The organism is Pseudomaricurvus sp. (assembly GCF_965662505.1).
GTDB lineage: Bacteria > Pseudomonadota > Gammaproteobacteria > Pseudomonadales > Cellvibrionaceae > Pseudomaricurvus.
On sequence record NZ_CBFIHX010000047.1, the window covers coordinates 1 to 26,056 of the forward strand.

The window sequence follows — 26,056 nt, forward strand, 5'->3', positions numbered from 1 at the left end:
CAGGATCCATTTTGACAGGGGCAGGGTGAGCGGGGTTGGGTGGTATGGCCCTTCGACGGGCTCAGGGCGAACGGGGTTTGGTGGTGTGGCCCTTCGATGCTTCGACAGGCTCAGCACTTAGGGCGAGCGGGGATTGGGTGGTATGGCCCTTCGACAGGCTCAGGGTGAGCGGGGTTGGGTGGTATGGCCCTTCGACGGGCTCAGGGCGAACGGGGTTTGGTGGTGCCTGGTCTTTCGAGACTTCGACAGGCTCAGCACTTAGGGCGAACGGGGTTTGTGGGTATGGCCCTTCGATACTTCGGCATTCTCCGCAAGTCGGGATACTGCCTCCCAATCACCACGCATCATGGCTTCCTTTTTCTGTCTGCTCCAGCCTTTAATTTGCCTTTCAGTTTCAAGCGCTTCTTCCCGTGTTGTAAAAGATTGGCTGAACATCAGTTCGAGGGGAAGTCGCCTCGCTGTATAGCAGGTAGGAATTTGTCGGGAGTGATGCTGGTGTAACCGTTGTTCGAGGTTGTCTGTGTGTCCTGTGTAGTAACTGTTGTCAGCGCATTTCAAGATATAAACCCAGAAGCTCATACTCTGTCCTTAGAGAATTTTGTCCATTGTTGTGAGTGTGCTTTGATCCTTTTGCGGGTTCAAGCTTTAGGTTCATCGGGTTTGGGTGGTATGGCCCTTCGATGCTTCGACAGGCTCAGTATTCAGGGTGAACGGGATTTGGGTGGTATGGCCCTTCGACAGGCTCAGGGCGAACGGGTTGGGTGGGATACTTCGACATCAGCACTTGGGATAAGCGGGTCTGGTTAGAGTCGTCTTCATTCCAATCTCAAGGACTCAAAAACTCCGCCCGGGTATGAATATTATCCCGAAAACATCCGCCAAGCGCGGTCGTGCTGGTTTGTGAGTTACTGTCCCGAACACCTCTGGCTTTAACACAATAGTGACTGGCATCAATGCTGACGGCGACGTCGTCGGTTTCCAGTAGGGTTTGCAGGGCAATTAAGATCTGCCGGGTCAGGCGTTCTTGCACTTGCGGTCGTTGGGCAAAGAACTGCACGATTCGGTTGATTTTGGATAGGCCGAGTATTTTACCTGCCGGGATGTAGGCCACTTTGGCTAAGCCATCAATGACGACGAAGTGATGTTCACAGGTGCTGGTTAGGTTGATGTTGCGCACTTTGACCATTTCGTCTGCGCCCATTTTGTTGTCGATCAGTGACAGTTTCGGGAACTGTTGATAATCAAGGCCGGAGAAGATTTCACTCACATACATCTTGGCTATGCGGTGTGGGGTTTCGGTCAAGCTGTCATCGGTTAAGTCCAGCCCTAAGGTGCCAACCACTTCTGCCATCAACCCTTTGATACGCTCGTATTTCTCTTCACTGGAGAGGCCGTTGTCGACCAGTGGGGTTTCCAGGTTGTGTTCTATGAGCGCGTCTTTCACCACTTGCGCATCACGGCTGATTTCTGCTGTCGTCATCATGGTTACTCATCTAAAAGGTTAACGATCTGTTCCCCTGCGGGCGATATCGATTCCGGAATCGTGTGAAAGTTTACGGCGCGATATCGGTTTTGGATCACTGTCGCTAATACATTTAATGCTCTGGGCATTGGATATTTCAGTCGAACGTTCGAAGCGGAACGATTAGGAGGCGATTTATAATTGGCCGCGGTGTCATGGTCGATAAGTCACTTAATGGACGATTGGCGGGCGCCGGTCATAGCACATCTATTAAGGGGTTAATCACCATCGCAAGGAGGCGGTATGAGCACAAAAGGGCAGAATAATAATCAGATCGAAATCTACCAGACCGAGGATGGTCAGACTGAGATTGAGGTCAAGTTGGAGGCTGATACTGTTTGGCTTACACAGCGGCAGATGGGAGAGGTGTTCGACACCACCCCGGAAAACGTGTTGATGCATCTGCGAAATATTTATAAAGACGGCGAATTAGACGAACCGGCAACTGCTAAGGATTTCTTAGTAGTTCGTCAGGAAGGGAAAAGGCAAGTGCGCCGTAACCTGAAACACTACAATCTGGACGCGATTATCTCCGTTGGGTATCGAGTGAACTCCAAGCGGGGGGTGCAGTTCCGTATTTGGGCGACCCAACGCTTAAAAGAGTATCTGGTGCAGGGTTACACTCTCAACTATACCCGCTTCGATAAAAACGCACATGAGCTGAAACAGGCCCTGGCGTTGATTCAAAAAGCCGCTCAAAGCCCCGAGCTGTCGGGCTCAGAGGGGCGGGGGCTGGTGGATATCGTCTCTCGCTATACCCAAACCTTCCTGTGGTTGCAGCGCTATGACGAGGGGTTGCTGGAAGAGCCCAATGGCGAAAGTGGCGGGCGGTTGCGCAATCCGGTGGAGGCTATGGCTGCACTGGGAGAACTGAAGCATCAGTTGATTGAGCGTGGGGAGGCCACGAAACTGTTTGCGTTGGTGCGTGATACCGGGCTGGTGGGGATTTTCGGCAACTTGGATCAGACGGTGTTTGGCGATCCGGCCTATCCCACAGTAGAAAGTAAAGCCGCGCATTTGTTGTATTTTGTGGTGAAGAATCACCCCTTCACTGATGGTAATAAACGCAGCGGGGCATTTCTGTTTGTGGATTTTTTGCATGTCAACGGTCGTTTGTTCAGTGAGGAAGGCCATCCCATTATTAATGACACTGGACTGGCAGCTCTGACGCTGTTGGTGGCAGAATCTGACCCAAAGCAGAAAGAGACGCTGATTCGACTGATTATGAATATGCTCAGTCTTGATGAGGTCTGACCGGATAGTCATGCTCACTGGAGGGTTGCCAGTGCATGGTTAATAGAACGGGTTTGTCCCGCAGGCTTGGGCACCCTCCCGATTAGTGGCGTCTAAATGCTATAATTCCCTAATAAATTTAAGGTTAACGTGCTGTAGGCTGGGATTTCGCATGCGTATTGGGTATTGGTTGGGTGTTTTCGCATTGGGCGTCGGTCTGTGGACGGGTTCGCTGGCGGCAGAGGATGGGGTGAATAGGCTCGATCCAGCCCGTTTGCAGTTGGCTTCGATGAGTGGGTTGGTGCTTGATGCGGAGAATGGCAAGGAACTGTATTCGAGCCACGCAGATCTGGTGTTGCCGATTGCTTCTATTACGAAGCTGATGACGGCGATGGTGGTGTTGGATTCAAAGCAGCCGCTGAATGAATTACTGAGTGTTGAGATTGCGGATAATCCGTCAATGGTTAACGTGTTTTCCCGAGTGCGTATTGGCAGCATGATCAGTCGCAAGCGCATGATACAGCTTGCGTTAATGTCGTCGGAAAACCGGATCGCCAGCAGTTTGGGGTATCACCATCCGGGTGGAATGATAGCCTTTGTGGCGGCGATGAATGCCAAGGCGGTCAGTCTGGGGATGGAGCGAACGCGCTTTGTCGAGCCAACGGGGTTGTCATCGGACAATGTGTCCACCGCGCGGGATCTGGGTAAGTTGTTATTGGCTGCGCGTGATTATCCGGTGCTGACAGAGTTGAGTACGGCCCCGAAGAAGGATGCGTTCTTTCGTAAGCCACGGTATCCGCTGGCGTTCTATAACACCAATCCTCTGGTGAGAAAAAGCCACTGGGACATTCAATTGACCAAGACCGGTTATCTGGACGATGCGGGACATTGTTTGGTGATGCTCGCTAAGTTTCAGGGGCAGCCATTGGGTTTGGTATTTTTGGATGCCTTTGGCAAATTAAGTCACATTGGTGATGCGGGGCGGGTACGGCGCTGGGTCGAAACCGGTGTCGGCGGGCCGGTACCAAAAGCTGCGCTGCGCTCGAAAGATGCCAAGTTGCTGGCTCTCGAAGAATAAATTTAACGAAAGAATATATTTAACGAAAGCATAAATACCGGCAGTGTGGTGCCCGGTATTTATGCAGACCGTTATATTGATCTTCTCTATCTATTTATCTTTTCGTTCTATCTATCTTTTCTGCTGTATCTATCCGATCTTTTGTCTGTCTTGTTTGATGTCTAGCTGATGTTATCCACCGGCGCAATCATGCGCCGACCTGAGGATTTCAGGTCGGGTAGTGGGGGGGCTTGAAATAGAATAAACGCGTGCTAGATGGGATTAACGATTTTCAAGTCGGTTCAAGTCGAATAAACCGTAGTTGATAGGGTGCTGCTGTTGGTCTAGCGCGTGAAGTTTATCGCTGTGTTGCCAAAAGTCAGGACTGGTACGACGAATGCCGTAGCGTTCCATAAATTGATGGTAGTCTTCCTGGTTGGCTAACGTTTTTACGTCTCGCACCAGTAGGGGCAGTTGATTTTGAGTCACATGCCAGAAAGCTCCAGGGTACGCGCCAATGAAGCCTTTGGTGACGGTCACAGAATCTTTGGCGGGTACTCGGTTGGACTGCTCTTGCAATAAGCTGGTGATATTGGTGTGGGCATTGTTATGAAGGACGGTAAACAGGTGGGTGTCACCTTCTTGATCTTCAACGCTCAAAAATACGACCTGTGGCAACAGGTTGGCGGATTTACCGGTAATGGTGGTCAATTCTTCGAGAGCCGTTTTTGATTCAGCGTTGAGGGTCGATTCTTCCAGAGCGTGAGAGGTGACGAGCACTGGCTCCAGTCGCTGTTTGAGTAAATCTAACAGTTCTGTTTTGGGGTTGTCGGTTTTAAAGGAGATTCGGCTTGCATCAAAATACGCGCTGCTACTCTGCTCGACAAAGTCTCTGGATTTACTGTCGGCGCCTTGATACCAGTCTTCCCAGTAACGCTTTTGCGCGTCAGGGGGCAGCAGGGTCAGGAAGTTCATTTCACCTTCCATGCGTAGGAAGTCCATATACAGACGTGTAATCAGTTGATGTCCGACATTACCATAGACATCAAAGCCGGCGACCAACAGATAGTGGATTCTTTCCAGTATCGGATAGTTGATGATCCACGCCGTTTTGGGCTCGTCGCCTACGAGTCCTTTGACCACGCTGGCGCTGTCGATATGACGAAAGACCGTCAGGGCTGCGTTGTCATTGGAGCCGTCACCGTCCCAGACCGTTTTCTCGTCTAGGGCAATTTGGTTCTTTTTATAGAAGCTTTTTTTCGCTTCGTGCTGGGCGTTGAGATAATCCTGGTGAAGGGATGAGTATTTCATCCATTTGGTTATCGGCAGTAATGTACTCCCTGCTTCTGTAGGAATCCTCAGATGGGCGCTTTGTTCCGCCAGGAAGTTGTTGGATTCATCCGGGTCAATGAGTTCGGGGTCGGTAAAGAAAACCCAGAACTGATCATTAATCACGTTTAGGGCGACTTGCCCTCGGCATACAGGCCCTTTAATGAAGCCCATGATGGTGAATTCCGCTTCATCCAGCATAAACCGGTAGCGGGATTGGGTTGGTAGCTGTTCAAAGGCCTTAAACGGATTGCCACTGACCTCCGAATGGTATGAGGGGAGTGAGGTGACCGTGTAGTCGTCGGTGTAAAACCAGCTGTCCCACTTTTCCTTACGTTCTTGATTGAGTGCATAAGGCATGTGGGTTTTCGCAAGCGGAGTGGTGGTGCTTTTTTGTAAACGGTAGTAGACGCGATCCACTCCCGGTGCATCATAGGGACGTCGTGAAGGAATGATCTGGATAGGGACGCCGGTCGGTGTGGATGAACGTACCAGTTTAAAAAAGGTATCGGTTGATATCTCATCAAAGTAGAGAGCCGCTAAAAACAGGTGTTCATAAATATAGCGGTTTGTCAGTTGGCCTTTGAGTGAGTCCTGATTGAAATAGGCTTCCCACTCTTCTACTTTTTGTTGCAAATCTGGGGTAAGGGGTGGCTCTTCAGGCAAGGGTGCGCCTTGGGAAAGCCAATAATTGATTTTGTGTTGTTCTGCACCGGATAAGGCGGGTAGTCCGTAAGGCATGCCCCAGTTGGGATGTTCTGCTTTAAAGGTGTCGAACTCTTCAATTTTAGGGCAGGAGTATTCTCGGTCGATGTTAACGGTAATGTCTTCTGGTAAGAGCCCTTCTGAAGGAATGGGATTCTTGTTCTTCAAATCCAGCATTTTGTAGATGAGGCTGCCTTCGAGATTGGCCTCTGGGGTTTGGGTGCGTTCATTTAAAGCCGGGTAAAAACCCACTTCTCGCCATTCGTCCACCGTGAGGTGGTCAATAAATAAGCGGCTGGGTGTGCTGCTGGTTAGACGCAGTCCATCATAAACCAACTCTTTGCTGGCGCCCCGTTCGAGACCGGCTGTGGATGACATTTTGAGCTGGCAGGGTGCGTCGTAGCATCCATGGCAAACTGTGCAGCGGTGTTCGATGATTGGCTTAATATTGCTGTTGTAGCGTTCACCCCATTCACTGTCATTCTCAACCAGGCGCTCTTTGGGGTGGCTTTTACCGTACAGTTCGTCGAGGTTTGCCCCAGATATCGCTGCGCAGCTGGCCAGTATGATGATAAAGCAGGTGATGAAAAAAGACTTTTGGGGCATGCCGGACTCTCTGTTACCGCTAAATTCTAGAGGATGCTCTTTACAGTCGTCAGTATAGAGAGTTTTAGAATTAAGGCACAGGTTCTGATCAACAGAATCAATATGAATGGAGAGGCTGCAGATGGTGTGGTGGAGACTGTTTTCCTAATCTACAGCAGCTTTTGTGCAATGAGTGAGCAGGCGTCGAGGTATGCCGTGCCGCGAAGCTGTCGGATTCGGTTTTTCTCTTCGGTAAACCAGTCTGCATAGAAGGCGATTTCGGTGTGGCTGCAAGCCCGGTGTTCTTCTGTGGTGAGGTTGTCTTCTATCAGTACCCAGTGGATGGTTTGGTTGTCGAGTCGATACTCCAGACCAAGATTGAGTAGAGCATCTGATATGTTTCTCAGGGCCGGGTCCCTTTTTTCAAGCGCGTAGTTAATGACTTGCGCTCCCTGATTTTCAAGGCGTTCTTTGGCAGCGCTACCGCTTGTGGCGCGAATGGCCAGATACTTAATGAGGGAGTAATCTGCTTTCGCGTCTGGGATTGGCGTTGCTTTTTCAATCTCTACCAGCATGTCTGTTGTGGCTGGCTCGACGTGACTGGTTGTCTGCTTTGCACGGTTAGGCTTTCGGGCTTTGCTGTTCGTCTGTCTTTTGGTTTTTGAAGTTTGTGTGTCAGCGTCATTCAGTGGTGAGCCAAAGAGATCGAGATTTTCCTGGAGAACCTGTATTTCATTATTGGTCAGAGGCTTGGACATGACGTATTTTTTTGCCTGAAAGCTGTTCAGTGAATCATCGCTGGGAAGCGGGGCGGGAATTCTACTGAAAAGGCTGTCGTTGACCAAGCACTGCTGCGATTTTTCTATGAAGGCTTTTTTAATCTATCTGTAGAAAAATCTTGCTGTAGAAAAATCCTGCGACTTTAAATGTTCACGAATCCAGTACATCGATTCCTTCATTCAATAGAAGCTTGGTCAATTCTATCAAGGGCAAACCAACCAGGCTGTTGGGGTCGTCGCCACGTATGTATTCGAACAGTGCGATGCCGAGGCCTTCAGATTTGAAGCTGCCAGCACAGTCATAGGGTTCTTCCTTTTTGAGGTAAGCGTCTATTTGTTGGTGGCTCAGTGTTCGGAATTGCACTTCATAAGTGGAGCAGGAATATTGGCAGTGGCCGGTGGCGCTGTTTAATAATGCGAGGCCGGTGTGAAACTTCAGGAGCTTTCCGCTGGCTTGTGACAGCTGATGGATGGCGGCGTCATGAGTGAGAGGTTTGCCAAGGGGAGTGCCATCGACTTCGGCCACCTGATCTGAGCCGATGATCAAATGAGCTGGGAATCGTTCTGCCAGAGCCTGGGCTTTTGATTTTGAGAGTCTTTGGGCTAATTCCTGAGGGGATTCTTGTGGATGTTGGCTTTCGTCAACCTCAGGGGAGGCAGTAACGAAGGAAAGTCCAAGTTTTTCAAGGAGTTGTCGCCGATATTTAGAACTGGATGCAAGTACAATTGGACGCATGATGAATCCTTTTGATTGGAAGGCCTGTCATTTTAATGATTTGACGGGGTTTTTGTGTAAATTCATAGGCTTAAGTGTGGATTTTTCTTTGACAGCAGGCGGTGGACTCCCTAGAATTGCGCGCTTATGTCAAGTACCCCCTCAAATACTCGTTTGCCGCGTCATGTTGACCCGCGGAAATTTGCTCAGCAAGGGTTGGATCTGAATGGTTTTGTATCCATTTCCGATCTGTCCAGACTGGCAGAAGTTGCGCTCGACAGCAGCGATGAGGTTAAGGTGGAGCTTGAGTTCGGAGTCGATGAAGAGAGACACCGCGTCATTACAGGCCGGGCCGACTGTGCCCTTAAAGTGACCTGTCAGCGATGTCTTGAGCCGGTTGAAGTTGTTCTGGATGCCAATATTAATTTGGCAATTGTCTGGGATGAAGAGCGGGCTAAGCAGCTTCCAAAAGTGTTGGATCCTCTGATCCTCCCTGAAGGGCCTGCCGATATCTACACGATTGTCGAAGATGAATTACTGCTGAATTTGCCGATGGTGTCCTATCACGACGAGGACTGCATCGAGCAAACCAGTTTTGGTGAAGACGAGGTTGAAGCGAAAACCGAATCAACCAAAAACCCGTTTCAAGTGTTGGAGCAACTTAAGGGCTCGCCGAAATCCTGAGGCGCCCCGGTTCCAGCGAACTTTGAGTAATAGGAGCACAAGATGGCTGTTCAAAAAAGTAAGAAAACCCGTTCAAGACGTGGCATGCGTCGTTCACATGACGCTCTGTCTGGACCGACTTTGTCAGTAGATCCAACCAGCGGTGAGAAGCACCTGCGTCACAACGTGACTGCTGACGGCTTCTACAAAGGCCGCAAAGTCGTAGAAACTGGCAGCGACGATTAATTCGGATCCATTCGTTTGCTATCTCAGCTGACGATTGCAGTTGATCTCATGGGCGGGGACTTAGGTCCCCGTTCTACGTTACCTGCCGCACTAAATTTCGCACAGATGCATCCCGATGCGTCCGTTGTCCTTGTTGGCGACGCCTCAGAAATTCCTTCCTCTTTACCTTCAAATGTCCGTGCCATCACTACCACGCAGGTAGTCACGATGGATGATAAGCCCGCTCAGGCCTTGCGCCACAAACAAGATTCTTCCATGTGGAAGGCTATTGAATTGGTTGCAGCGCATGAAGCTCACGCTTGTGTCAGTGCCGGTAATACGGGTGCACTGATGGCGATGGGTAAGTTCCTGCTGAAAACCTTTCCTGGAATCGATCGTCCGGCGATCTGTAAGGCGATGCCGACCCAGCGCGGCGTCTGCTATGTGCTGGATCTCGGTGCTAATGTCGATTGTACTGCAGAGCAATTGCTCCAGTTTGGTTTGATGGGCAGTGTGCTGGCCGAGACGGCTGGCGTGGCGAAGCCTAAGGTTGGGTTGCTGAATATTGGCTCCGAGGACATCAAAGGGAATGATCAGATTCGCGAGGCTTCTTCCTTGTTGGAGGGCTCTCGGGATCTAAACTACATCGGTTATGTTGAGGGTGACGGGATTTTTGAGGGGCATGCGGATGTGGTTGTGTGTGACGGTTTTGTGGGGAATGTCGCCCTTAAGGTGAGCGAGGGTGTTGCCCGTCTGGTTGCCTCATATCTCAAGGGTGGAGTGGCGGGGGGCTTTCTAAGCCGCTTGTTTGGCCAGTTTGCCCGTCCTTTTTTGCGAAAATGGCATACAAAAATTGACCCTGCCCGCTATAATGGCGCCAGCTTTCTTGGTTTGCAGGGCGTTTTGGTCAAAAGTCATGGCTCTGTGGATGCCAAGGGTTTTGGTTTTGCGCTTGAAGTGGCCCGAGATCAGGCAGCGCGTAAAACGCCTGAAAAAATCCAGACTCTGCTGGCGACAAATCAGAGATAAAGAATGTATCAGCAGTGTTGGTCGTGGTTCGGCCCAGCACTGGCAATCAGATATTTTAAGAACAGCTTTTTTAAGAACAGCTATTTTAAGAACAAATATTCAATGAAGAGGGTTCTGGTGTGAGTGAACAACTGGCGTTTGTGTTTCCTGGGCAGGGCTCGCAGAAAGTAGGCATGTTGGCCGAATTGGCAGAGCTGTATCCCGTTGTCGAAGAAACCTTTAAGCAGGCTTCTGAGGTCTTGGGCTATGATTTGTGGCAGTTGGTTCAGAACGGGCCTCAGGAAGAGTTGAATCTAACCGAACGCACTCAGCCCATGTTGCTGACAGCCAGTGTTGCTGTGTGGCGTGTCTGGGAGCAAAAAGGTGGCGCAAAACCCGTTTTGATGGCTGGTCACAGCCTGGGTGAATGGTCTGCTCTGGTGTGTTCTGGTGTAGTAGCGTTTGAAGATGCCGTGAAATTGGTTCAGTTGCGTGGCAAGTATATGCAGCAAGCTGTACCTGCCGGTGTTGGGGCTATGGCTGCCATCATTGGTCTGGATGACGATGCCATCAATACGGCTTGTGAAGCAGCCGCAGGTGATGAAGTTGTTGCCGCAGTGAACTATAACTCTCCTGGTCAGGTCGTGATTGCCGGGCATGCAGGTGCTGTTGAGCGAGCCATCGAAGGGTGCAAGGAAGCGGGAGCCAAGAGGGCAATGCCGCTACCTGTCAGCGCTCCATTCCATACCTCCTTAATGAAGCCTGCGGCTGACAATCTGGCTGAGCAAATTATGGCCACCGCTTTTTCTGCTCCTGCGGTCCCTGTTGTTCATAATGTGAACGCCAAAACCGAGACCGATCCAGAGAAAATCAAGCAATTGATGATTGAGCAAATTTATACCCCGGTGTTGTGGGTTGATTGCACTCAGACTCTGGTATCTTCTGGTGTGACTCAGTTGGTCGAGTGTGGTGCTGGTAAGGTGTTGTCAGGCCTGTGTCGTCGTATTGAGAAGAGTCTGGCAGCGTTTTCGACGGAAGCCCCTGCGGATCTGGATAAGGCGCTGGCTGAGCTGGCTTAACCGAGCTGGCTAATACGAGTATGATCTGGCTTTAAAGCCGGTCCGCTTCAGATAATGAATACTTAAATTAAATAGGGTATCTATGAGCATTAATGGGAAGGTGACTTTGGTTACCGGTGCAAGCCGAGGTATTGGGGCGGCGATTGCCGATCATCTGGGAAGCGAAGGTGCCGTAATCATCGGTACAGCTACCAGTGAGTCAGGGGCGGAGAAAATCACCGCGCGTTTGGCTGAGAAGGGCATCAAGGGTGTCGGCAAGGTTTTAAATGTCACCGACGCTGATTCTGTCGCCACTCTGCTAAAAGATGTTCAGAGTGAATTTGGTGCTCCCGAGATTTTGGTTAATAATGCAGGTATCACCAAAGATAATCTGCTGATGCGCATGAGCGAAGATGAGTGGTTTGATGTGATCAATACCAATCTCAGTGCCATCTATCGATTGAGCAAAGCCTGTTTGCGCGGAATGATGAAGGCCCGCTGGGGTCGTATCATCAACATCAGTTCTGTTGTAGGCTCTATGGGTAATGCGGGGCAGTCTAACTATGCTGCCACCAAAGCTGGCGTAGCGGGCTTCGCTCGCGCTCTGGCGAAAGAAGTGGGCTCTCGTGGTATTACAGTGAATACTGTTGCACCGGGTTTTATCGATACCGATATGACCAAGGAATTAAGCGAAGAGCAAAAAGAATTGATGTTGTCACAAATCGCCCTGGGGCGTTTGGGACAACCTGAAGAAATTGCTGCAGTGGTAGGGTTTTTGGCAAGTGATGCCGGAAGCTATATTACGGGCGATACGTTACACGTTAACGGCGGCATGTATATGTCATAACTCTTTGTTTTTGCGAGATTTTTCTCGTATTGGCAAAGAAATTTAACCGGATACGTTACAACACGGGTATTTCGATGTAGAATGCGCCTTTGTGTTGATCGTACCCTTATAAGAGCCGTATCTGGATATAAGTGGACGGCTCAACTGCGAACTATTTATTTCAATTAGGAGTTGAAAACCACTATGAGCAGCATTGAAGAGCGCGTAAAAAAGATCGTTGCTGAGCAACTGGGTGTTAAAGAAGAAGAAGTAAAAAACGAAGCCTCATTCGTTGAAGATCTGGGCGCTGACTCTCTGGATACTGTAGAGCTGGTTATGGCTCTGGAAGAAGAATTCGAAACTGAAATTCCTGACGAAGAAGCTGAAAAAATCACCACTGTTCAGCTGGCGATTGATTACGTAAATTCTAACCTGGGTTAATCTCCGGTTGGAGGCTTCACGTAAAGCCAATCGTTTCGGTCAGAGCTGAAACGTTTCATGAAAAGCCGTTCTATTGCAAGATAGTGCGGCTTTTCTGTGTGTGCACTTCGCAAATTCTGTGTACGCCTGAAAAATCTTTATGTACATAAACCATGTGCTTTGTGTGCATAATTAACGTGTGCGTATACGCCCTGTCTGTGTGTGCGTCATGAATAACAGAATATTAAGGTTTTCGGTCACTGGGGTGGTGGTCGGGCTCTTCGAGTTTCAGTTAATACAGCACTGAAGTGAAGAGTAAGGAGCCGATTAAGGAGGCAATGTGTCGCGTCGTAGAGTAGTTGTAACAGGTCTTGGGATGGTTTCGCCATTAGGCAACGATGTCGCCTCCACTTGGGAGGGGATCCTTGCGGGTCGCAGTGGCGCACGCCCAATTGATAAGTTCGATGCATCGGCATTCACGACTCAATTCAGTGCCCCCGTCAAAGACTTTAATGTCGAGCCTTATTTGCCGGTCAAAGATGCCCGCAAAATGGATCCTTTTATTCAGTACGGTATGGTCGCCGGTATTCAGGCGATCGAGGATTCCGGCCTGGAAATCAACGAAGAGAATGCTCCTCGAATAGGTGCCGCCATCGGTGCTGGTATCGGCGGTATAGGCTCCATCGAAGAAGGCACCCACATTATCGACAACAAAGGCCCTCGCCGGATGTCGCCGTTTTTTGTACCGGGCGCCATCATCAACATGATCGCGGGCAATCTGAGTATCAAATACGGCTTTAAAGGACCGAATATCTCCGTGGTCACTGCCTGTACGACAGGGACTCACAATATTGGTTTGGCTGCTCGTATGATTCAGCACGGTGAGGCAGACGCGATGATCGCCGGCGGTGCAGAAATGGCCTGTACGCCTGTTGGGCTGGGCGGGTTTGCTGCTGCACGAGCGTTGTCTACTCGTAACGACAACCCTCAGGCGGCCAGTCGTCCCTGGGACAAAGACCGCGACGGTTTTGTACTGGGTGATGGTGCCGGTGTTCTGGTGCTGGAAGAGTACGAGACCGCAAAGGCGCGTGGTGCAAAAATCTACGCCGAGCTGATTGGGTTTGGCATGAGTGGTGATGCCTATCACATGACCTCTCCGCCGGAGAATGGCGAAGGGGCGGCGATGTCCATGCAGAACGCCATTAACGATGCAAAGATTGATGTGTCCAGTATCCATTACATCAATGCACACGGCACCTCCACGCCAGCGGGCGATTTAGCAGAGTGCAAGGCAGTGAAATCTGTCATGGGTAATTCTGCGGGTGACGTCGCGGTGAGCTCCACAAAGTCTATGATTGGACATCTTCTGGGGGCCGCGGGTAGCGTTGAAGCAATTTTTAGTGTGCTGGCTATTCGTGATCAGGTTGCTCCGCCAACCATTAACCTTGATAACCCGGACGAGGGCTGCGATCTTAATCTGGTTCCGCATACCGCCCAGGAGCGAAGCATCGATGCTGCTCTGAGCAATTCGTTTGGCTTTGGCGGTACTAACGGTTCTTTGCTTTTTCGCAAGCTTACCTGATTGAATGAGAGTGCTGGCCTTAAAATTCTAAGGTCGGCATTCGAATTTCAAGTCGTTCATGTCTTCCTCAAATACAACAATTCCCGACATCGTGTCCGTCAATGGCCGCCTTGGTGGTGGTGTTAGCGTTACTGATCGCGGATTAGCCTTTGGCGATGGGGTTTTTGAAACCTTACGTGTGCGGCACAGCGCCATTCCTCTGTGGCCATATCATCGCGATCGATTATTGGCCGGCTGTCAGCGCTTGGCTATTGATGTTGATGTTCATCAAGTCGAACACTGGGTTGATGAGCTGCTCAAACACCATGATGCTACGGTAGATGGTGTTGTGAAGATTATCGTGACTCGCGGTGCTGGTGGCAGAGGTTATGCCATCGATAAATCTTTGATTCCAACGATTGTGTGCAGTCTTCATCCGGGGGCACCCCAAGCAGGGCCTTCAATGTCTCTGTATTTGTGTCAGCAGCGTCTCTCACGAAATCCTTTACTGGCAGGAATAAAGCATCTCAATCGTTTGGAAAACGTATTGTTGAAAGCGGAATGCCAGAACGCCGGTTTTGAGGATGGCCTGGTTCTGGATGATCAGTTTGTGATTGAGGCCGTCAGCAGTAATGTTTTTTTTGAGCGAGATGATGAGCTATTTACTCCTGCGTTAACTCGTTGTGGAGTAGAAGGCGTGATGCGTCGCTTTATTCTTGAGGAGTTGGCTCCGGAATTGGGCGTTAAGGTCAATGTTAAGGACATTACCGTGGATGAGCTGAACGGCTTTTCTGCGATGTTCTGCAGTAACAGTGTCAGAGGCATTGTTCCGGTGGCATCATTAAAAGGTCCGTCTTTTGACCGTTCAAACCCTGAAGACTACGAAGTGAAATTTTCCGAGGGTTATTGGCTTAAGCAACTTCTGAATTCACTCCAATCCAGTCGGTTTTGTGCATGATCTCGAAAGTGTTAACGTCCAAGTTGTTCAGGCTATTGGTTCTTTTGAGCATATGTCTGTGTCTCGCTGCCGGTTTGTATGCGTGGCGTTGGTTGCACACGCCGATACAGATTCCTGAGCAACAACAAATTCTCGATTTGTCACCGGGCGACTCATTGTCACGGGTGGCTTATCGCTTGCGCGGACAAATTGGTTTGGAGTATCCGCGCATTTTGGTTCTCTATGCAAAAATTGCCAAGTCGACCAATATCAAGCTGGGTGAATATGAGCTCCCTGCGAGAGTGACTCCGGTGGAGTTGTTGCAGCAATTACACGAGGGGCGGGTTAAACAGCGAACCCTGACGTTGGTGGAAGGAACTACATTTGCTGAGGCGCTCACTTTAATTGGTCATCACCAATATCTACAGGCCACACTCACCGGTGAGGATGTTGCGACTGTGCGTGATCGTCTCGGTATTACGCAAAGCAATCCTGAAGGCTGGTTGTTTCCGGATACTTATGTGTTTAATAAGCACACCACAGATTGGGATCTGATTCAGCAGTCTTATCGAAGAATGCAAGACGTTCTTGCTGAAGAGTGGGAATCTCGCGCAGACAACTTGCCGTATGAATCTGCCTACGAAGCTTTGATCATGGCTTCGATTGTTGAGAAGGAAACCGGAGCACCACACGAGCGGGCTCAGATCGCAGGGGTCTTTGTGAGACGCTTGGAGAAGGGGATGCGCCTGCAGACCGATCCGACTGTGATCTATGGCATGGGCAGTAATTATCAGGGCAATATTCGGCGTAAACATCTCCGGGAGAAAACGCCCTATAACACCTATACAATTAATGGGTTGCCGCCGACACCGATCGCATTGCCGGGCCGAGAGGCGATCCATGCGGCACTTCATCCAGCAGATGGCGACAGCTTGTATTTTGTGGCAAAAGGCGATGGCACTCACCAATTCTCTGCGACGTTGGCAGAGCATACAAAAGCGGTGAGGGAGTACCAACTGAAACGCTCGTCCAGTTACCGTTCAAGTGTCCGTTAGTGGTGCGATGCTGGCACAGTGGTTGATACCGACGGCCTATCAATAAGGAATGACTTTTGACGATTGAAACCGGAAAATTTATTACTCTCGAAGGCACAGAGGGTGTGGGTAAAACCACCAACCGTCAGTTCATTCAGGAATATCTCGAATCCAGGGGGATTCCCCTGTGCGTGACTCGCGAGCCTGGAGGCACTCCTCTGGCTGAAGAGGTTCGTGAGCTGTTACTGGCCAAGCGCGATGAGCAGGTTGACGAGCAAGCGGAGCTGTTATTGGTGTTTGCAGCTCGTGCTCAGCATTTAAATCAGGTGATTTTGCCGGCTCTAAAGCGCGGTGAGTGGGTGTTGTGTGATCGCTTCACCGACGCGACTTACGCTTATCAGGGCGCGGGAAGAGGGTTGTCACTGACGACTATTGAAGCGTTGGAAGAGTTGGTGCAAGGTGATTTGCGTCCTGATCTCACTGTCGTGCTGGATATTGATGTGGAAACCGGCTTGGCAAGAGCCGGTGAGCGAGGATCACTGGATCGTTTTGAGTCTGAAGCGGTTGAGTTTTTCCAGCGTGTGCGGGCTGGCTATCAACAACGGGTTGCTTCTGATCCCCAGCGCTACGCTGTGGTGGATGCGGGGCAGTCGCTGGAGGGAGTGCAGCGGGATATCAAGTCAGTCCTGGATAACCTGTTGGCGGCGTCTTAAGTTGGTGTCGTCTTAAGTTGGTGTCGTCTTAAGTTGGCGTCGCCTTAAACAATCGCCCCGAAATTTAAAACTCAGGCTGCAAGATAACGTCCATCTCCCGATCGTGAAATGGGTGTTGGAATCTCAATCGCGTTGCGTGCAGCAGCAGTCGCGGTGCGGCAGCTCGAATCTCTTCTGGTGCATAAAACTCATCGCCAACAATGGGATGTCCCAGCGCCTGCATATGAACACGCAGTTGGTGCGAGCGGCCGGTGACGGGCAATAATTTAACACGGCTCTGTTGGGATTCATGGTTTCGCTCTATGACTTCGTAACGAGTATGAGCGCTTTTGCCTGTGTCATGACAGACCATCTGTTTGGGGCGATTGGGCCAGTCACAAATCAGCGGTAACCGAATTTCTCCCTCATCTTTCTCCAGCAAACCATCGACAACCGCAATGTACTCTTTGTGGATGTTTCGGGTCTCAAACAGCCGTCCCATAGCCTGTAAGGCAGCCATGCTTTGGGCAATAATAACCAGTCCTGATGTTGCCATATCCAATCGATGAACAATCCGGCTGTTGGGAAAGTCAGGCAGCAAGCGGTTGATCAGGCAATCCTGCTTGTCTGGCCCGCGTCCAGGAACGGTAAGCAGGCCGGGAGGCTTGTGTGCGATCAATAAGTGATCGTCTTGATGCGCGAGTTGGATGGTCAAGTGGTGGCTTCTGCTGTTGTGGGATGGCGCAGGGGTGCGGGGGCGGAAATTATCGCAAAAAACACCTTAGGTTGTTAAGCTTTGCGGCTATTAGTTTTAATTGGATATAAGTTTTGACTGGATATTCACCTTATGAGCAATGAAGGCAGCCGCGAAAGCCTGGCCATCGCCTATGCCTGGCAGATGACGTTCTGGGAACGTCTCTCTCAGCAGCATCTGGATCAAAAACTGCCTCATGCTTTGATGCTGACCGGCCACAAAGGCATTGGCAAATTCCATTTTGCCAAAGCATTGGGTTATTACCAGTTGTGTCTGTCACCAGTGAATCATGTTGCCTGTGGTCGATGTAAAGGCTGTGAGCTGAATCAGGCAGAAACCCACCCGGACTTTTTTGTCTTGCGCCCTGAGGGCACCAGTCGGGTCATCAAAATTGATCAGGTGCGTCGGTTGACCGAGTTTTTGGCGAAAACCGCACAGCAAGGCGGCAAGAAGGTGGCTGTCATTGAGCCTGTCGAGGCGCTGAATGTGAATGCCGCCAACGCCTTGCTGAAAGGCCTTGAGGAGCCATCAGGCAACAGCTCTCTGATTCTGGTGTCTCATGTGCCCAGTCAGGTTATGGCGACGATCCGCAGCCGTTGCCAGCAAATAGCATTTCCTCTGCCATCGACCGAAGAAAGTCTGACCTGGTTAACGCCTCTGGCAGTGGGGCAGGATCCCGCCTATTTGCTGAGTTGTGCCGGTGGTGCGCCTCTGGCGGCACGAGATTTGTTAAGTGGTGACGCCCTTGAGCAGCGACAGGCGCTGGCTACTGGACTGCTGTCACTGGCTGACAACTCCCGTTCGGCACTGGATCTGGCGGCAGAGCTTCAGCGAGGAGAGGCGCTGCCGGTTATTGAGTCGTTGATGCAGTGGCTTCAATACGGTCTGAAGCGTCAGATGACCGAGGGTGTTGCCGTTGGCAACCCCAATGAAGACAAGCTGTTGGCCCTGATCGGATCGATACCCAGTGCAATCTTGTACCGCTTTTGGGATAAAATGGTGGCTGTGAAGCGCCAGTTGCTCAGCAGTGCCAACCCGAACAAGCAGTTGCTTCTGGAGGAGCTGATGATGGATTGGCAGGCCATGTGCCGTCAGTCTTCTCAGGTTGCGCAAAGTAGACAGCAAGTGATGAATGGATTACTTTAACGACTTGGCTGAATAATCGATTGAGTGAGGATGTATGCAGGGATTGGGAGGCGGTGCCCGCAACGGTATCCTGTCATTGACCATTAAAGATAAAGCGGTGCTGTACGCTGCTTATATGCCATTTGTTCAAAATGGTGGCTTGTTCATACCCACCAACAAGAGCTATAGCCTGGGCGATGAGGTCTTTATGTTGCTCAACTTAATGGATGAGCCGGAAAAGATTCCCGTGGCAGGCAAGGTTGTATGGGTCACTCCGAAAGGGGCTCAAGGTAATAGGGCGGCTGGGGTTGGTGTTCAGTTCAGTGATCAAGACGATACTGCTGCCAACAAGATTGAAACTTATCTGGCGGGTTCGCTGGAGTCAGATCGCCCGACCCATACCATGTAGCGCTTAAGACTCTGCGGGGAACCGTAATAAAAATACGGTATTAATAAAATACGGTATTAATAACTATAGCAAAAAGGCCAGAAATTCCTGGCCTTTTTTATTGCTGAAGTTGAAGTGTTGTCATTTTTAGTGAAGTAAGAGGTTTGTATGTTAGTTGATTCCCATTGCCACCTGGATCGTCTCAAGTTGAACAAATACGATGGCGAACTGGACGCTGCTTTACAGGCCGCTCGAGAGCGCGGCGTGGAGAAGATGCTGTGCGTGGGTATTAGCCTGGATAATCGTCAAGTCGTGACTGAGCTGGCGGAAGCACATCCTGATGTGGTCGCCTCCGTGGGCGTACATCCTCTGGATGTGGACGCAGGATTGGCTACCGAAGATCAGCTGGTCGCCTGGTCCGAGCATCCCAAAATTGTGGCTTTAGGTGAGACTGGGCTGGATTACTACTACAGCGATGAGACCAAAGCTGTACAGCAGGAAAGTTTTGCCACGCATTTGCGCGCCGCCAGTGCGGCCAAATTACCGGTCATTATCCACACGCGTGACGCCCGCCAGGACACTCTGGATCTGATTAAAGAGCATGGTAGTGAAGAGTACGCCGGTGTGCTGCATTGCTTTACCGAAAGCTGGGAAATGGCTTCCGCTGCCATGGATATGAATTATTACATCTCACTGTCTGGGATTGTGACCTTTAAAAATGCAGAAGAGCTGAGAGATGTAGCGCGGAAAATGCCACTGGACAGATTGTTGGTTGAAACCGATTCGCCTTATCTCGCGCCAGTTCCGTACCGCGGAAAACCCAATGAACCGGCTTTCGTCCGTGAAGTCGCTGAATTTGTCGCCGACCTCAAAGGCATCAGTTACGAAAAACTGTGTGAGATCACCGGAGAGAATTTCCACCGCTTGTTCTACAAGGCGTGATCTCTAACGAATACGTTCAGAGTGCGATGCTGAAGCTTGTTTTGCGTTCAGGTTGCAGGCATCGCGTCTCTGATGTGCTCATACGCGCTCGCTGACTGCTTCTGAGGACTCGTGTTCTGAGTCCTACCCACCAGTTTGGTTTCCCGCCACAAACGTTTAGAGAGCGACTCAATGGGCTCTCTGTCGGGAGTTGTTAGCCAGTCAACAATGGCTTTGGAAACGTCAGGATAGTGGCATTGGGGCGACGCAGGCGAATCGAGCCACTGGCGGATGGTGTCTTTGGACAAATGCTGCATGCGACTGCCCAGATCCAGTTCTTCCAATGCCAGAGCGTTTGATAGCTGCTCCATTTGTCCGTGCAAAGGCTTCACCAAAAGACGTTTGCCCAGATGCAAAGCCTCACTGGCCAGCTCGAATCCGGCATTACAGATGACACCGGATGAGCGATGCAGATCCTCTTTAAATCCCGTCAGACTCAGTGGACGTAGAGACACATTGTTCTCTTCTCTCGGCTCTTTAAATTTCCCGTAATACACGAACTGGGTGTCTGGAAATTGTTTCAGCAGAGGGATGACCACTTCAGGTGATTCGAAGCCCAGATACACCAGCACTTGATCCGCCGTATCTTTAGGCGGAGTGATGCTCAAATCGATGATCGGAGGCAGAATCGGCTGACCGAAATGATGCCAGTGCAGCCCCAGCTGTTGGTGACCGGGTGCAAAATGCTGGATGATTTTTTTGGATAACCAGGAATCGCCATCCATCGGCACGTCGTGCATAAAGGCGTATTGGTGTCCTAGGGTGATGCAGGGGATGCCTTGCCGCTTGGCTGCCCAGGCGGTAATGGGCTCAAAGTCACAGATGACCAGATCGTATCCGCTCAGATCCAGCTCACGAATGTCGCGATATAGCTGAGTAAAATTATTTTGTCGAAAAGTGGCCAAAGTTTGAATCTGGCCTTTATGAGTGACAAAGCTCAACCCCTGACGACACTCCCATTGGCCGAAAGGGGCCATATCGAAGTATTCATCACGGGCGCGGCCTGAAAACAGGTACTGAACATCTACATTAGCGGCTTGTAAATGGGTGTTCATCGCGCGGGCGCGGCTTATGTGACCGTTACCGGTACCCTGAACACCGTAAAATAACTTCATAAAGCTCCTGCAATCAGTGATGTAAAAAAGCCATCTCTAGGAGACAGCCAAGAGGGTGAAACTTAGCGTGGCAATGCTGTAGCCCAGCACGGCTCCGGCCACTGTGTCAGTGGGGAAATGGACTCCCAGAAGCACCCGCGACATACCTACAGCGCAGGCCCACGGGTACAGCATCCAGCCAACGCCCGGCAGTAAGTAATACGCCAGAGTTGCGGCCAGAAACGCAGCTGATGTGTGGCCGGAAGGAAAGCTAAACTGGTCGCTGGGCTGCACCACGCTCTGGAATCCGGGAATCGCCTGAGGTGGCCGATTGCGACGGAATTGAGATTTCAGGACAAAGTAACAACCCCGTTCTACGACAAAAGCGGCGAGAACCAGCGTGAAAATATCGTAAGTCTGGCTCAGCAGAAGGGCGAGGGCGGCGATGATATATAGATGGCCATCAGCGGTTCTGGATACCCAGCGGCTCATTCGGGTGAGTTGTTGCAAGTGGCGGCGGCGCAGACACCAGTCGAAGGTGACCAGATCGTAATTATGGAGGTTTTGTAACAGTTTCATATCAGTTACCCCGTCTATCAGAGTTGACCGTCACCTGACGGTCGTGGCGCTCGCCTGTTGTTATGGTTGTGTAGCAGCAGGCTCTGGGTGGCTCTATGTCTGTCTTCAGGTAATTCCTCATGGATTTTAGATTATTTAGCTGTTGTGACAGACAGATGAGGTTTTGGTGACAGTTTCGTGTCAGTGGTGTCTGAGGTTTCGGCTTTTTTACGTGCGAGGCAGTGGGGCGGCGGTATAATGCCTGTTAATATGTGAGCTTGTGTTTTATTAAATGCGTCGGGGGACGAATGCAAACAGGATCTATTCAACAACAATTGCTGACTATGCTGGAGCTGCAGGACAGCATGAATACCAAGGTGAACACCGATTGGCGCAGTCAGAACTTTGCCTGGTATCGGGCTATCTGGATTGAATGTGGTGAGTTGCTGGATCATTACGGCTGGAAGTGGTGGAAGAAACAGTCCCCGGACGTCGAGCAGGTTCAGCTTGAGTTGATCGATATCTGGCACTTTGGTTTGAGTATTTTGCTGCAATCCGGCGCATCACTGGATGAAATTACCGCACAGGTTGAGCAAGAATTGATCATCGAAACAGATGAAGCCGATTTCAGGCTTGATTTGGAGCGTTTTGCCGCAGATGTACTGAATCGTAAAAGTTTCTCGGTGACAGAGTTTGGTCGTTTGATGGCTGGCATCGACATGAATTTCGACATGCTGTTCAAAGGCTACGTGGGCAAAAATGTACTCAACTTTTTCCGTCAGGATCACGGCTATAAAGAGGGTACTTATGTAAAAGTCTGGAATGGCAAGGAAGATAACGAGCATCTGGTGGAAGCCTCCATGCAGTTAGATGCCTCCAGTGACAGCTTTAAAACCGATCTGTATGACGCACTGAGCCAGAGGTATCAGGTCGCTACTGCGTAACAGAGAAGGGGTTTAATGAGATCAATTATCATTAGTTTAACCTTTTTGATGCATTTTTCTGATGAATCCCTATAATGCACCACCGCCTGATGGGCGTTTTTCGACGCTCGTCTCCACTTTCATAAATAGAGCGTAAACGGAGATTTATCGTGAAAGCACCCGTACGTGTTGCCGTGACTGGCGCAGCCGGTCAAATCAGCTACTCCCTGTTGTTCCGCATTGCCGCTGGCGAAATGCTGGGCAAAGATCAGCCTGTAATCCTGCAAATGCTTGAAATTACTCCAGCTCTGGATGCCCTGAAGGGTGTTGCCATGGAGTTGGACGACTGTGCATTCCCTCTGTTGGCTGGCCTGGTTTGTACCGATGACCCCAATGTAGCATTCAAAGATGCCGATTACGCTCTGTTGGTTGGTGCACGTCCTCGCGGTCCTGGTATGGAGCGTAAAGATCTGCTGGAAGCAAACGCCGCGATCTTCTCTGTTCAGGGTAAAGCGATCAACGATCACGCTTCACGTGATATTAAAGTTCTGGTTGTCGGCAACCCTGCCAACACCAACGCTCTGATTGCTCAGCGTAACGCTCCGGACATTGACCCACGTCAATTCACTGCCATGATGCGTTTGGATCACAATCGCGCCATGAGCCAGCTGGCTGAGAAAACTGGTAAAACCATCAATGACGTTCAAAACGTTATTATTTGGGGTAACCACTCAGCAACTCAGTACCCAGATATCCACAACACCAAGGTTGACGGTGCGGATGCCATGGGTCTGATCGATCAGGCTTGGTACGAAAACGACTTCATCCCGACTGTTCAGCAGCGTGGTGCAGCGATCATTAAAGCTCGTGGTGCTTCTTCTGCGGCTTCTGCTGCAAACGCTGCCATCTTCCATATGCGTGACTGGGCTTTGGGTACTCCAGAAGGTGACTACGTCACTATGGGTGTTTACTCCGATGGTTCATACGGTATCGAAAAAGGTCTGATTTACGGCTACCCATGCGTTTGCAAAAACGGCGACTGGGAAGTTGTTCAGGGTATTGAGCTGAACGATTTCTCCAAGAGCAAGATGCAAGCCACTGAGCAAGAACTGAAAGAAGAGCGTGATGCAGTAGCAGAGTTGCTGCCATAATCCGGTCTTACTCAGGCTTCAAAAAGAGCGCGGTTTAATCCGCGCTTTTTTTTGTCTGATTTTTAAGGGTCCCCGTTTATATTCAGATTTGTCCCATAGAGCCTCAGAGACAAATGCTAGCCTTATGTTGAACCTGTTGCGGCTTTTAATCGTAAACAGAATAGACAGAAAGGTAGGTTCATATGGTGACTGTCAGACGCAATCAAGGAGACCGGGTAAGCCTGCTGCTTGAACCCAATCATTCACTGCCGGCAGACATACAAGCGGTATTAACGTTTGGGATTTTCGTGCCCGCATTGCTGACCAGTTTTGTTTTTTTGATGCTGGGGGCCTGGTTGGTGATCCCCTTTATTTTTGCCGAAACGGCTTTGCTTGGCGGGGCATTGTATTGGGTGCGCTTGCGCTGTGAGGCCCGTGAAGAGCTGCTGATCAGTGGCAAAGGTGTGGCGGTGCGCAAGCAAGTTGGCCGGCTTTCGCAAGTCTGGTGGTTTGAGAGAGCCCACTTGTCGCTCATGTTAGGTGTGAACGAGGGCAGTGAGCTGCGTCATGTCACCTTGTGTGGTGACGGGGGGTTGCTTGAAATTGGTGACTTTCTCAATGAAACGGACTTGAAGCTTCTGTTAGGCCAGCTAAATCAACAAGGGTTGCCAACAAAAAAGCATATTCAGTGGGGCTTTCTGGCATGTTGATCCCGAGAGACAGCAGTCTTTAGTAAGAAGAAAAGCCTCGAAAGGCTTTTATACGTATCAAAGCTTTCTCATTTCATCTCTGTTTGAGATGAAACAGACATTTCTCAGCTTGGGGGCGATATAATCATCTCCCTGAAAATTTATTATCAGCAGTAATTAAGGATAAGGTTTTTCATGGCATACCCAAAAATTGGTAATTTGGCTCCGGCATTTACTCTTCAGAAGCAAGATGGCACAAAGGTCAGTCTTAAAGATTTTCGCGACAAAAAGAATGTCGTACTGTATTTCTACCCTAAGGCTATGACTCCAGGCTGTACCACACAAGCTTGCGGTATCAGGGATACACAAAAAGAGTTGGAGGCACTTGATACTGTAGTTTTAGGTGTTAGCCCTGATCCTTACCCACGTTTGCAGAAGTTTATTGATAAGCACGAACTCAACTTTGATCTTTTGTCGGACGAAGACCATGCGATTGCAGATAAGTACGGTGTTTGGGGCTTGAAGAAGTTCATGGGGAAAGAGTTTATGGGGTTGATCCGGACGACTTTTATCATCGGTAAAGATGGTCGTTTGAAAGACGTTATGGATAAATTTAAAACCAAATCACATCACGATGACCTTTTGGCTCGCTTAAACGAGCTGGAACTCTAGCACTCTGGTTTGGTTGTCATTTAGGTCCTTATTTAAAAAAAATACGAAAGCATGGACAGTTCAAATTATGATTTTTACCTTTTGATTTTCGTCAGAAGGTTGATCAAGTTGTGAGCTGTTGGGTCGCCTGCTGTTCCCACTTTGGTCTTAAATTTGAGCCTGATTAGACACATAAACTCTAATGCTCTTCATCCCTTATTGTTAATGGATGAGCACATTAATCCGTAATCGTTAACGCTAGTGAAGTATTGTCACTTAAAGCCACTGCTTGGCACGTATCTGGCTGGTTTATTTGCTTTATAACGAATAGTTTTGTCAATCCTGATATTCGCTCCTAAAGCGTAGGTAGCTGTTTCATGGAAGCATGGCATTGGGGGGAGATCTTACCTGGCCCTACACGCAATGACTGCATTGTTAATACGGGAAAGTCGTGTTTCAGGCCCTAATGAAAAGTAATGACAACAACGGTACGCAAGACAACTATGGTAGATGACACTGAAATGCTCGTTGATGAGCACCCTGGCTATCAATCTCCAACAAAAGGGTATTCTGGCAACCAGCAAACCCTGGCTAGTCGCTTGCGTCGTCTTCATGATCTGTTAACTGATAGGCATGAAAGTTATCAATTACATTGCAATGCTTATCTGGAGGCAGGACGCCGCATGTTTGATGCGGACGAGGCTCTGCTGCTACGGTTGAGGTTTTTACAGGATGAGGCGGTAGTAGAGGCGCACAGCGGCGACAAACTGGCCAATCTTGACTCTGTCAGTAGTGAAGTACCATGGTGTTCTGAGATTATTGAACAAAAAAGGGTCACATTTCAGAGTAATTCTTCTGTGAACTCTGAAACCGTGACCTATAATGAGTTCGTCATTCGGGGATATTTATGTGCCCCGGTCTTTGTAACTGGCCAATTGTTTGGGGTTCTTTGCTTTCTGCGAGGAACAACAGAAAAAAGTGGTTTTACAGATGAAGATACTGAAACAATCGAATTAATGGCAAAAGGAGTGGCCAAAATGATAGAACTTCAGCGGGTTCAGCCCGTCGATCAAGAAAAGCTACGTGCAGGCTTTGCTACGGAAGGCGTCAGAACATTTGAAGAGTATGTCCAGCTTGCGCGTTTACCAGAAGTTTACGGGGTACCTGGAAGAGTTGTTGACGTTTTGCAAAAGAGGATTGGCAAGTGTTCCTTGTCTATTGACTTTATTGCAGAAGAAATGAATCTCTCTAAAAGAACTTTGCAGAGACGATTGCAACAACAGAACATCAGTTTTGCCCAATTACGCGATCAGGTGCGCTTTCACCATGCGATCACCTATCTTGTCGAGCAAACCATGAGCATTGATAGCATCTCTGCTTCTCTGGATTTCTCGGATCGTACCAGCTTTACCAA

Annotated in this window: 28 protein-coding genes; 20 read left to right on the top strand and 8 right to left on the bottom strand. The window is 49.8% G+C overall.

The window, feature by feature from the left end; translation table 11 throughout:
• Positions 1 to 258: 258 nt before the first annotated feature.
• Positions 259 to 579 carry a GIY-YIG nuclease family protein gene (locus ACTG33_RS08310; protein ID WP_439134741.1) on the bottom strand — a complete coding sequence of 107 codons (321 nt, stop codon included), beginning with the start codon at positions 577 to 579 and terminating at the stop codon, positions 259 to 261.
• Positions 580 to 826: 247 nt separating this feature from the next.
• Positions 827 to 1,483: a GTP cyclohydrolase I FolE gene (gene folE, locus ACTG33_RS08315; protein ID WP_439134742.1), complete on the bottom strand. Its 657-nt coding sequence runs from the start codon at positions 1,481 to 1,483 to the stop codon at positions 827 to 829.
• A 282-nt stretch (positions 1,484 to 1,765) separates the two neighbouring features.
• On the opposite strand from folE, the gene rhuM reads away from it, so the two are divergent.
• Positions 1,766 to 2,776, top strand: a complete 1,011-nt coding sequence (gene rhuM / locus ACTG33_RS08320) for a RhuM family protein (RefSeq protein WP_439134743.1) — start codon at positions 1,766 to 1,768, stop codon at positions 2,774 to 2,776.
• A gap of 151 nt (positions 2,777 to 2,927) precedes the next feature.
• Positions 2,928 to 3,833 carry a D-alanyl-D-alanine endopeptidase gene (pbpG, locus tag ACTG33_RS08325; protein ID WP_439134744.1) on the top strand — a complete coding sequence of 302 codons (906 nt, stop codon included), beginning with the start codon at positions 2,928 to 2,930 and terminating at the stop codon, positions 3,831 to 3,833.
• 261 nt (positions 3,834 to 4,094) lie between these two features.
• Here the strand turns inward: pbpG and ACTG33_RS08330 are convergent, their stop codons facing one another.
• The 3 genes from ACTG33_RS08330 to ACTG33_RS08340 form a co-directional block, all read right to left on the bottom strand.
• On the bottom strand, positions 4,095 to 6,452 hold the full coding sequence (locus tag ACTG33_RS08330) for a fatty acid cis/trans isomerase (RefSeq protein WP_439134745.1): 2,358 nt from the start codon (positions 6,450 to 6,452) through the stop codon (positions 4,095 to 4,097).
• Positions 6,453 to 6,601: 149 nt separating this feature from the next.
• Positions 6,602 to 7,189: a hypothetical protein gene (locus ACTG33_RS08335; protein ID WP_439134746.1), complete on the bottom strand. Its 588-nt coding sequence runs from the start codon at positions 7,187 to 7,189 to the stop codon at positions 6,602 to 6,604.
• 172 nt (positions 7,190 to 7,361) lie between these two features.
• A complete protein-coding gene (locus ACTG33_RS08340; RefSeq protein ID WP_439134747.1) occupies positions 7,362 to 7,946 on the bottom strand; it encodes a Maf family protein in 585 nt (194 codons plus the stop codon).
• Positions 7,947 to 8,072: 126 nt separating this feature from the next.
• On the opposite strand from ACTG33_RS08340, the gene ACTG33_RS08345 reads away from it, so the two are divergent.
• The 10 genes from ACTG33_RS08345 to tmk all read left to right on the top strand — a co-directional run bounded on the left by ACTG33_RS08345 (position 8,073) and on the right by tmk (position 16,370).
• Entirely contained in the window at positions 8,073 to 8,609 is a 537-nt protein-coding gene (locus ACTG33_RS08345) for a YceD family protein (RefSeq protein ID WP_439134748.1), read from the top strand.
• Between the two features lie 42 nt (positions 8,610 to 8,651).
• Entirely contained in the window at positions 8,652 to 8,834 is a 183-nt protein-coding gene (gene rpmF / locus ACTG33_RS08350; RefSeq protein ID WP_439134749.1) for a 50S ribosomal protein L32, read from the top strand.
• Positions 8,835 to 8,849: 15 nt separating this feature from the next.
• Positions 8,850 to 9,842 carry a phosphate acyltransferase PlsX gene (gene plsX, locus ACTG33_RS08355; RefSeq protein WP_439134750.1) on the top strand — a complete coding sequence of 331 codons (993 nt, stop codon included), beginning with the start codon at positions 8,850 to 8,852 and terminating at the stop codon, positions 9,840 to 9,842.
• Positions 9,843 to 9,961: 119 nt separating this feature from the next.
• Positions 9,962 to 10,900, top strand: a complete 939-nt coding sequence (gene fabD / locus ACTG33_RS08360; protein WP_439134751.1) for an ACP S-malonyltransferase — start codon at positions 9,962 to 9,964, stop codon at positions 10,898 to 10,900.
• A gap of 82 nt (positions 10,901 to 10,982) precedes the next feature.
• Positions 10,983 to 11,726, top strand: coding sequence for a 3-oxoacyl-ACP reductase FabG (gene fabG, locus ACTG33_RS08365; protein WP_439134752.1), 744 nt, complete (start codon positions 10,983 to 10,985; stop codon positions 11,724 to 11,726).
• Positions 11,727 to 11,909: 183 nt separating this feature from the next.
• The gene (gene acpP / locus ACTG33_RS08370) at positions 11,910 to 12,146 is read left to right on the top strand and encodes an acyl carrier protein (RefSeq protein ID WP_167183748.1); all 237 of its coding nucleotides are present in this window, start codon (positions 11,910 to 11,912) and stop codon (positions 12,144 to 12,146) included.
• Between the two features lie 319 nt (positions 12,147 to 12,465).
• Positions 12,466 to 13,707 carry a beta-ketoacyl-ACP synthase II gene (gene fabF / locus ACTG33_RS08375; RefSeq protein WP_439134753.1) on the top strand — a complete coding sequence of 414 codons (1,242 nt, stop codon included), beginning with the start codon at positions 12,466 to 12,468 and terminating at the stop codon, positions 13,705 to 13,707.
• Positions 13,708 to 13,765: 58 nt separating this feature from the next.
• Positions 13,766 to 14,644, top strand: a complete 879-nt coding sequence (gene pabC, locus ACTG33_RS08380; RefSeq protein WP_439134754.1) for an aminodeoxychorismate lyase — start codon at positions 13,766 to 13,768, stop codon at positions 14,642 to 14,644.
• Complete coding sequence (gene mltG, locus ACTG33_RS08385) at positions 14,641 to 15,678, top strand: endolytic transglycosylase MltG (RefSeq protein WP_439134755.1); 1,038 nt, start codon at positions 14,641 to 14,643, stop codon at positions 15,676 to 15,678. The genes pabC and mltG overlap by 4 nt, the downstream gene beginning before the upstream one ends.
• A 62-nt stretch (positions 15,679 to 15,740) precedes the next feature.
• On the top strand, positions 15,741 to 16,370 hold the full coding sequence (gene tmk / locus ACTG33_RS08390) for a dTMP kinase (RefSeq protein ID WP_439134766.1): 630 nt from the start codon (positions 15,741 to 15,743) through the stop codon (positions 16,368 to 16,370).
• Between the two features lie 64 nt (positions 16,371 to 16,434).
• Here tmk and ACTG33_RS08395 read toward each other — a convergent pair whose 3' ends face one another.
• On the bottom strand, positions 16,435 to 17,064 hold the full coding sequence (locus ACTG33_RS08395) for a pseudouridine synthase (RefSeq protein WP_439134756.1): 630 nt from the start codon (positions 17,062 to 17,064) through the stop codon (positions 16,435 to 16,437).
• A gap of 132 nt (positions 17,065 to 17,196) precedes the next feature.
• On the opposite strand from ACTG33_RS08395, the gene ACTG33_RS08400 reads away from it, so the two are divergent.
• From ACTG33_RS08400 to ACTG33_RS08410, 3 genes are all read left to right on the top strand, one after another.
• On the top strand, positions 17,197 to 18,249 hold the full coding sequence (locus tag ACTG33_RS08400; protein ID WP_439134757.1) for a DNA polymerase III subunit delta': 1,053 nt from the start codon (positions 17,197 to 17,199) through the stop codon (positions 18,247 to 18,249).
• 34 nt (positions 18,250 to 18,283) lie between these two features.
• Positions 18,284 to 18,637 (top strand): PilZ domain-containing protein, encoded by a 354-nt coding sequence (locus ACTG33_RS08405; RefSeq protein WP_216097676.1) that lies wholly within the window; start codon positions 18,284 to 18,286, stop codon positions 18,635 to 18,637.
• Between the two features lie 147 nt (positions 18,638 to 18,784).
• Entirely contained in the window at positions 18,785 to 19,558 is a 774-nt protein-coding gene (locus ACTG33_RS08410; protein ID WP_439134758.1) for a TatD family hydrolase, read from the top strand.
• A gap of 47 nt (positions 19,559 to 19,605) precedes the next feature.
• Here ACTG33_RS08410 and ACTG33_RS08415 read toward each other — a convergent pair whose 3' ends face one another.
• A complete protein-coding gene (locus ACTG33_RS08415; RefSeq protein ID WP_439134759.1) occupies positions 19,606 to 20,712 on the bottom strand; it encodes an MJ1255/VC2487 family glycosyltransferase in 1,107 nt (368 codons plus the stop codon).
• A gap of 36 nt (positions 20,713 to 20,748) precedes the next feature.
• Entirely contained in the window at positions 20,749 to 21,270 is a 522-nt protein-coding gene (locus ACTG33_RS08420) for a phosphatase PAP2 family protein (protein ID WP_439134760.1), read from the bottom strand.
• A gap of 287 nt (positions 21,271 to 21,557) precedes the next feature.
• Between ACTG33_RS08420 and ACTG33_RS08425 the strand changes: the two genes are divergently transcribed.
• The 5 genes from ACTG33_RS08425 to ACTG33_RS08445 all read left to right on the top strand — a co-directional run.
• A complete protein-coding gene (locus ACTG33_RS08425; protein ID WP_439134761.1) occupies positions 21,558 to 22,193 on the top strand; it encodes a dUTP diphosphatase in 636 nt (211 codons plus the stop codon).
• 149 nt (positions 22,194 to 22,342) lie between these two features.
• Entirely contained in the window at positions 22,343 to 23,323 is a 981-nt protein-coding gene (locus ACTG33_RS08430) for a malate dehydrogenase (protein WP_439134762.1), read from the top strand.
• Between the two features lie 182 nt (positions 23,324 to 23,505).
• Positions 23,506 to 24,012, top strand: coding sequence for a DUF2244 domain-containing protein (locus ACTG33_RS08435; RefSeq protein ID WP_439134763.1), 507 nt, complete (start codon positions 23,506 to 23,508; stop codon positions 24,010 to 24,012).
• Positions 24,013 to 24,186: 174 nt separating this feature from the next.
• A complete protein-coding gene (bcp, locus tag ACTG33_RS08440) occupies positions 24,187 to 24,663 on the top strand; it encodes a thioredoxin-dependent thiol peroxidase (protein WP_439134764.1) in 477 nt (158 codons plus the stop codon).
• Positions 24,664 to 25,118: 455 nt separating this feature from the next.
• Positions 25,119 to 26,056: helix-turn-helix domain-containing protein (locus ACTG33_RS08445; protein ID WP_439134765.1), on the top strand; the 938-nt coding region annotated here is incomplete at its 3' end.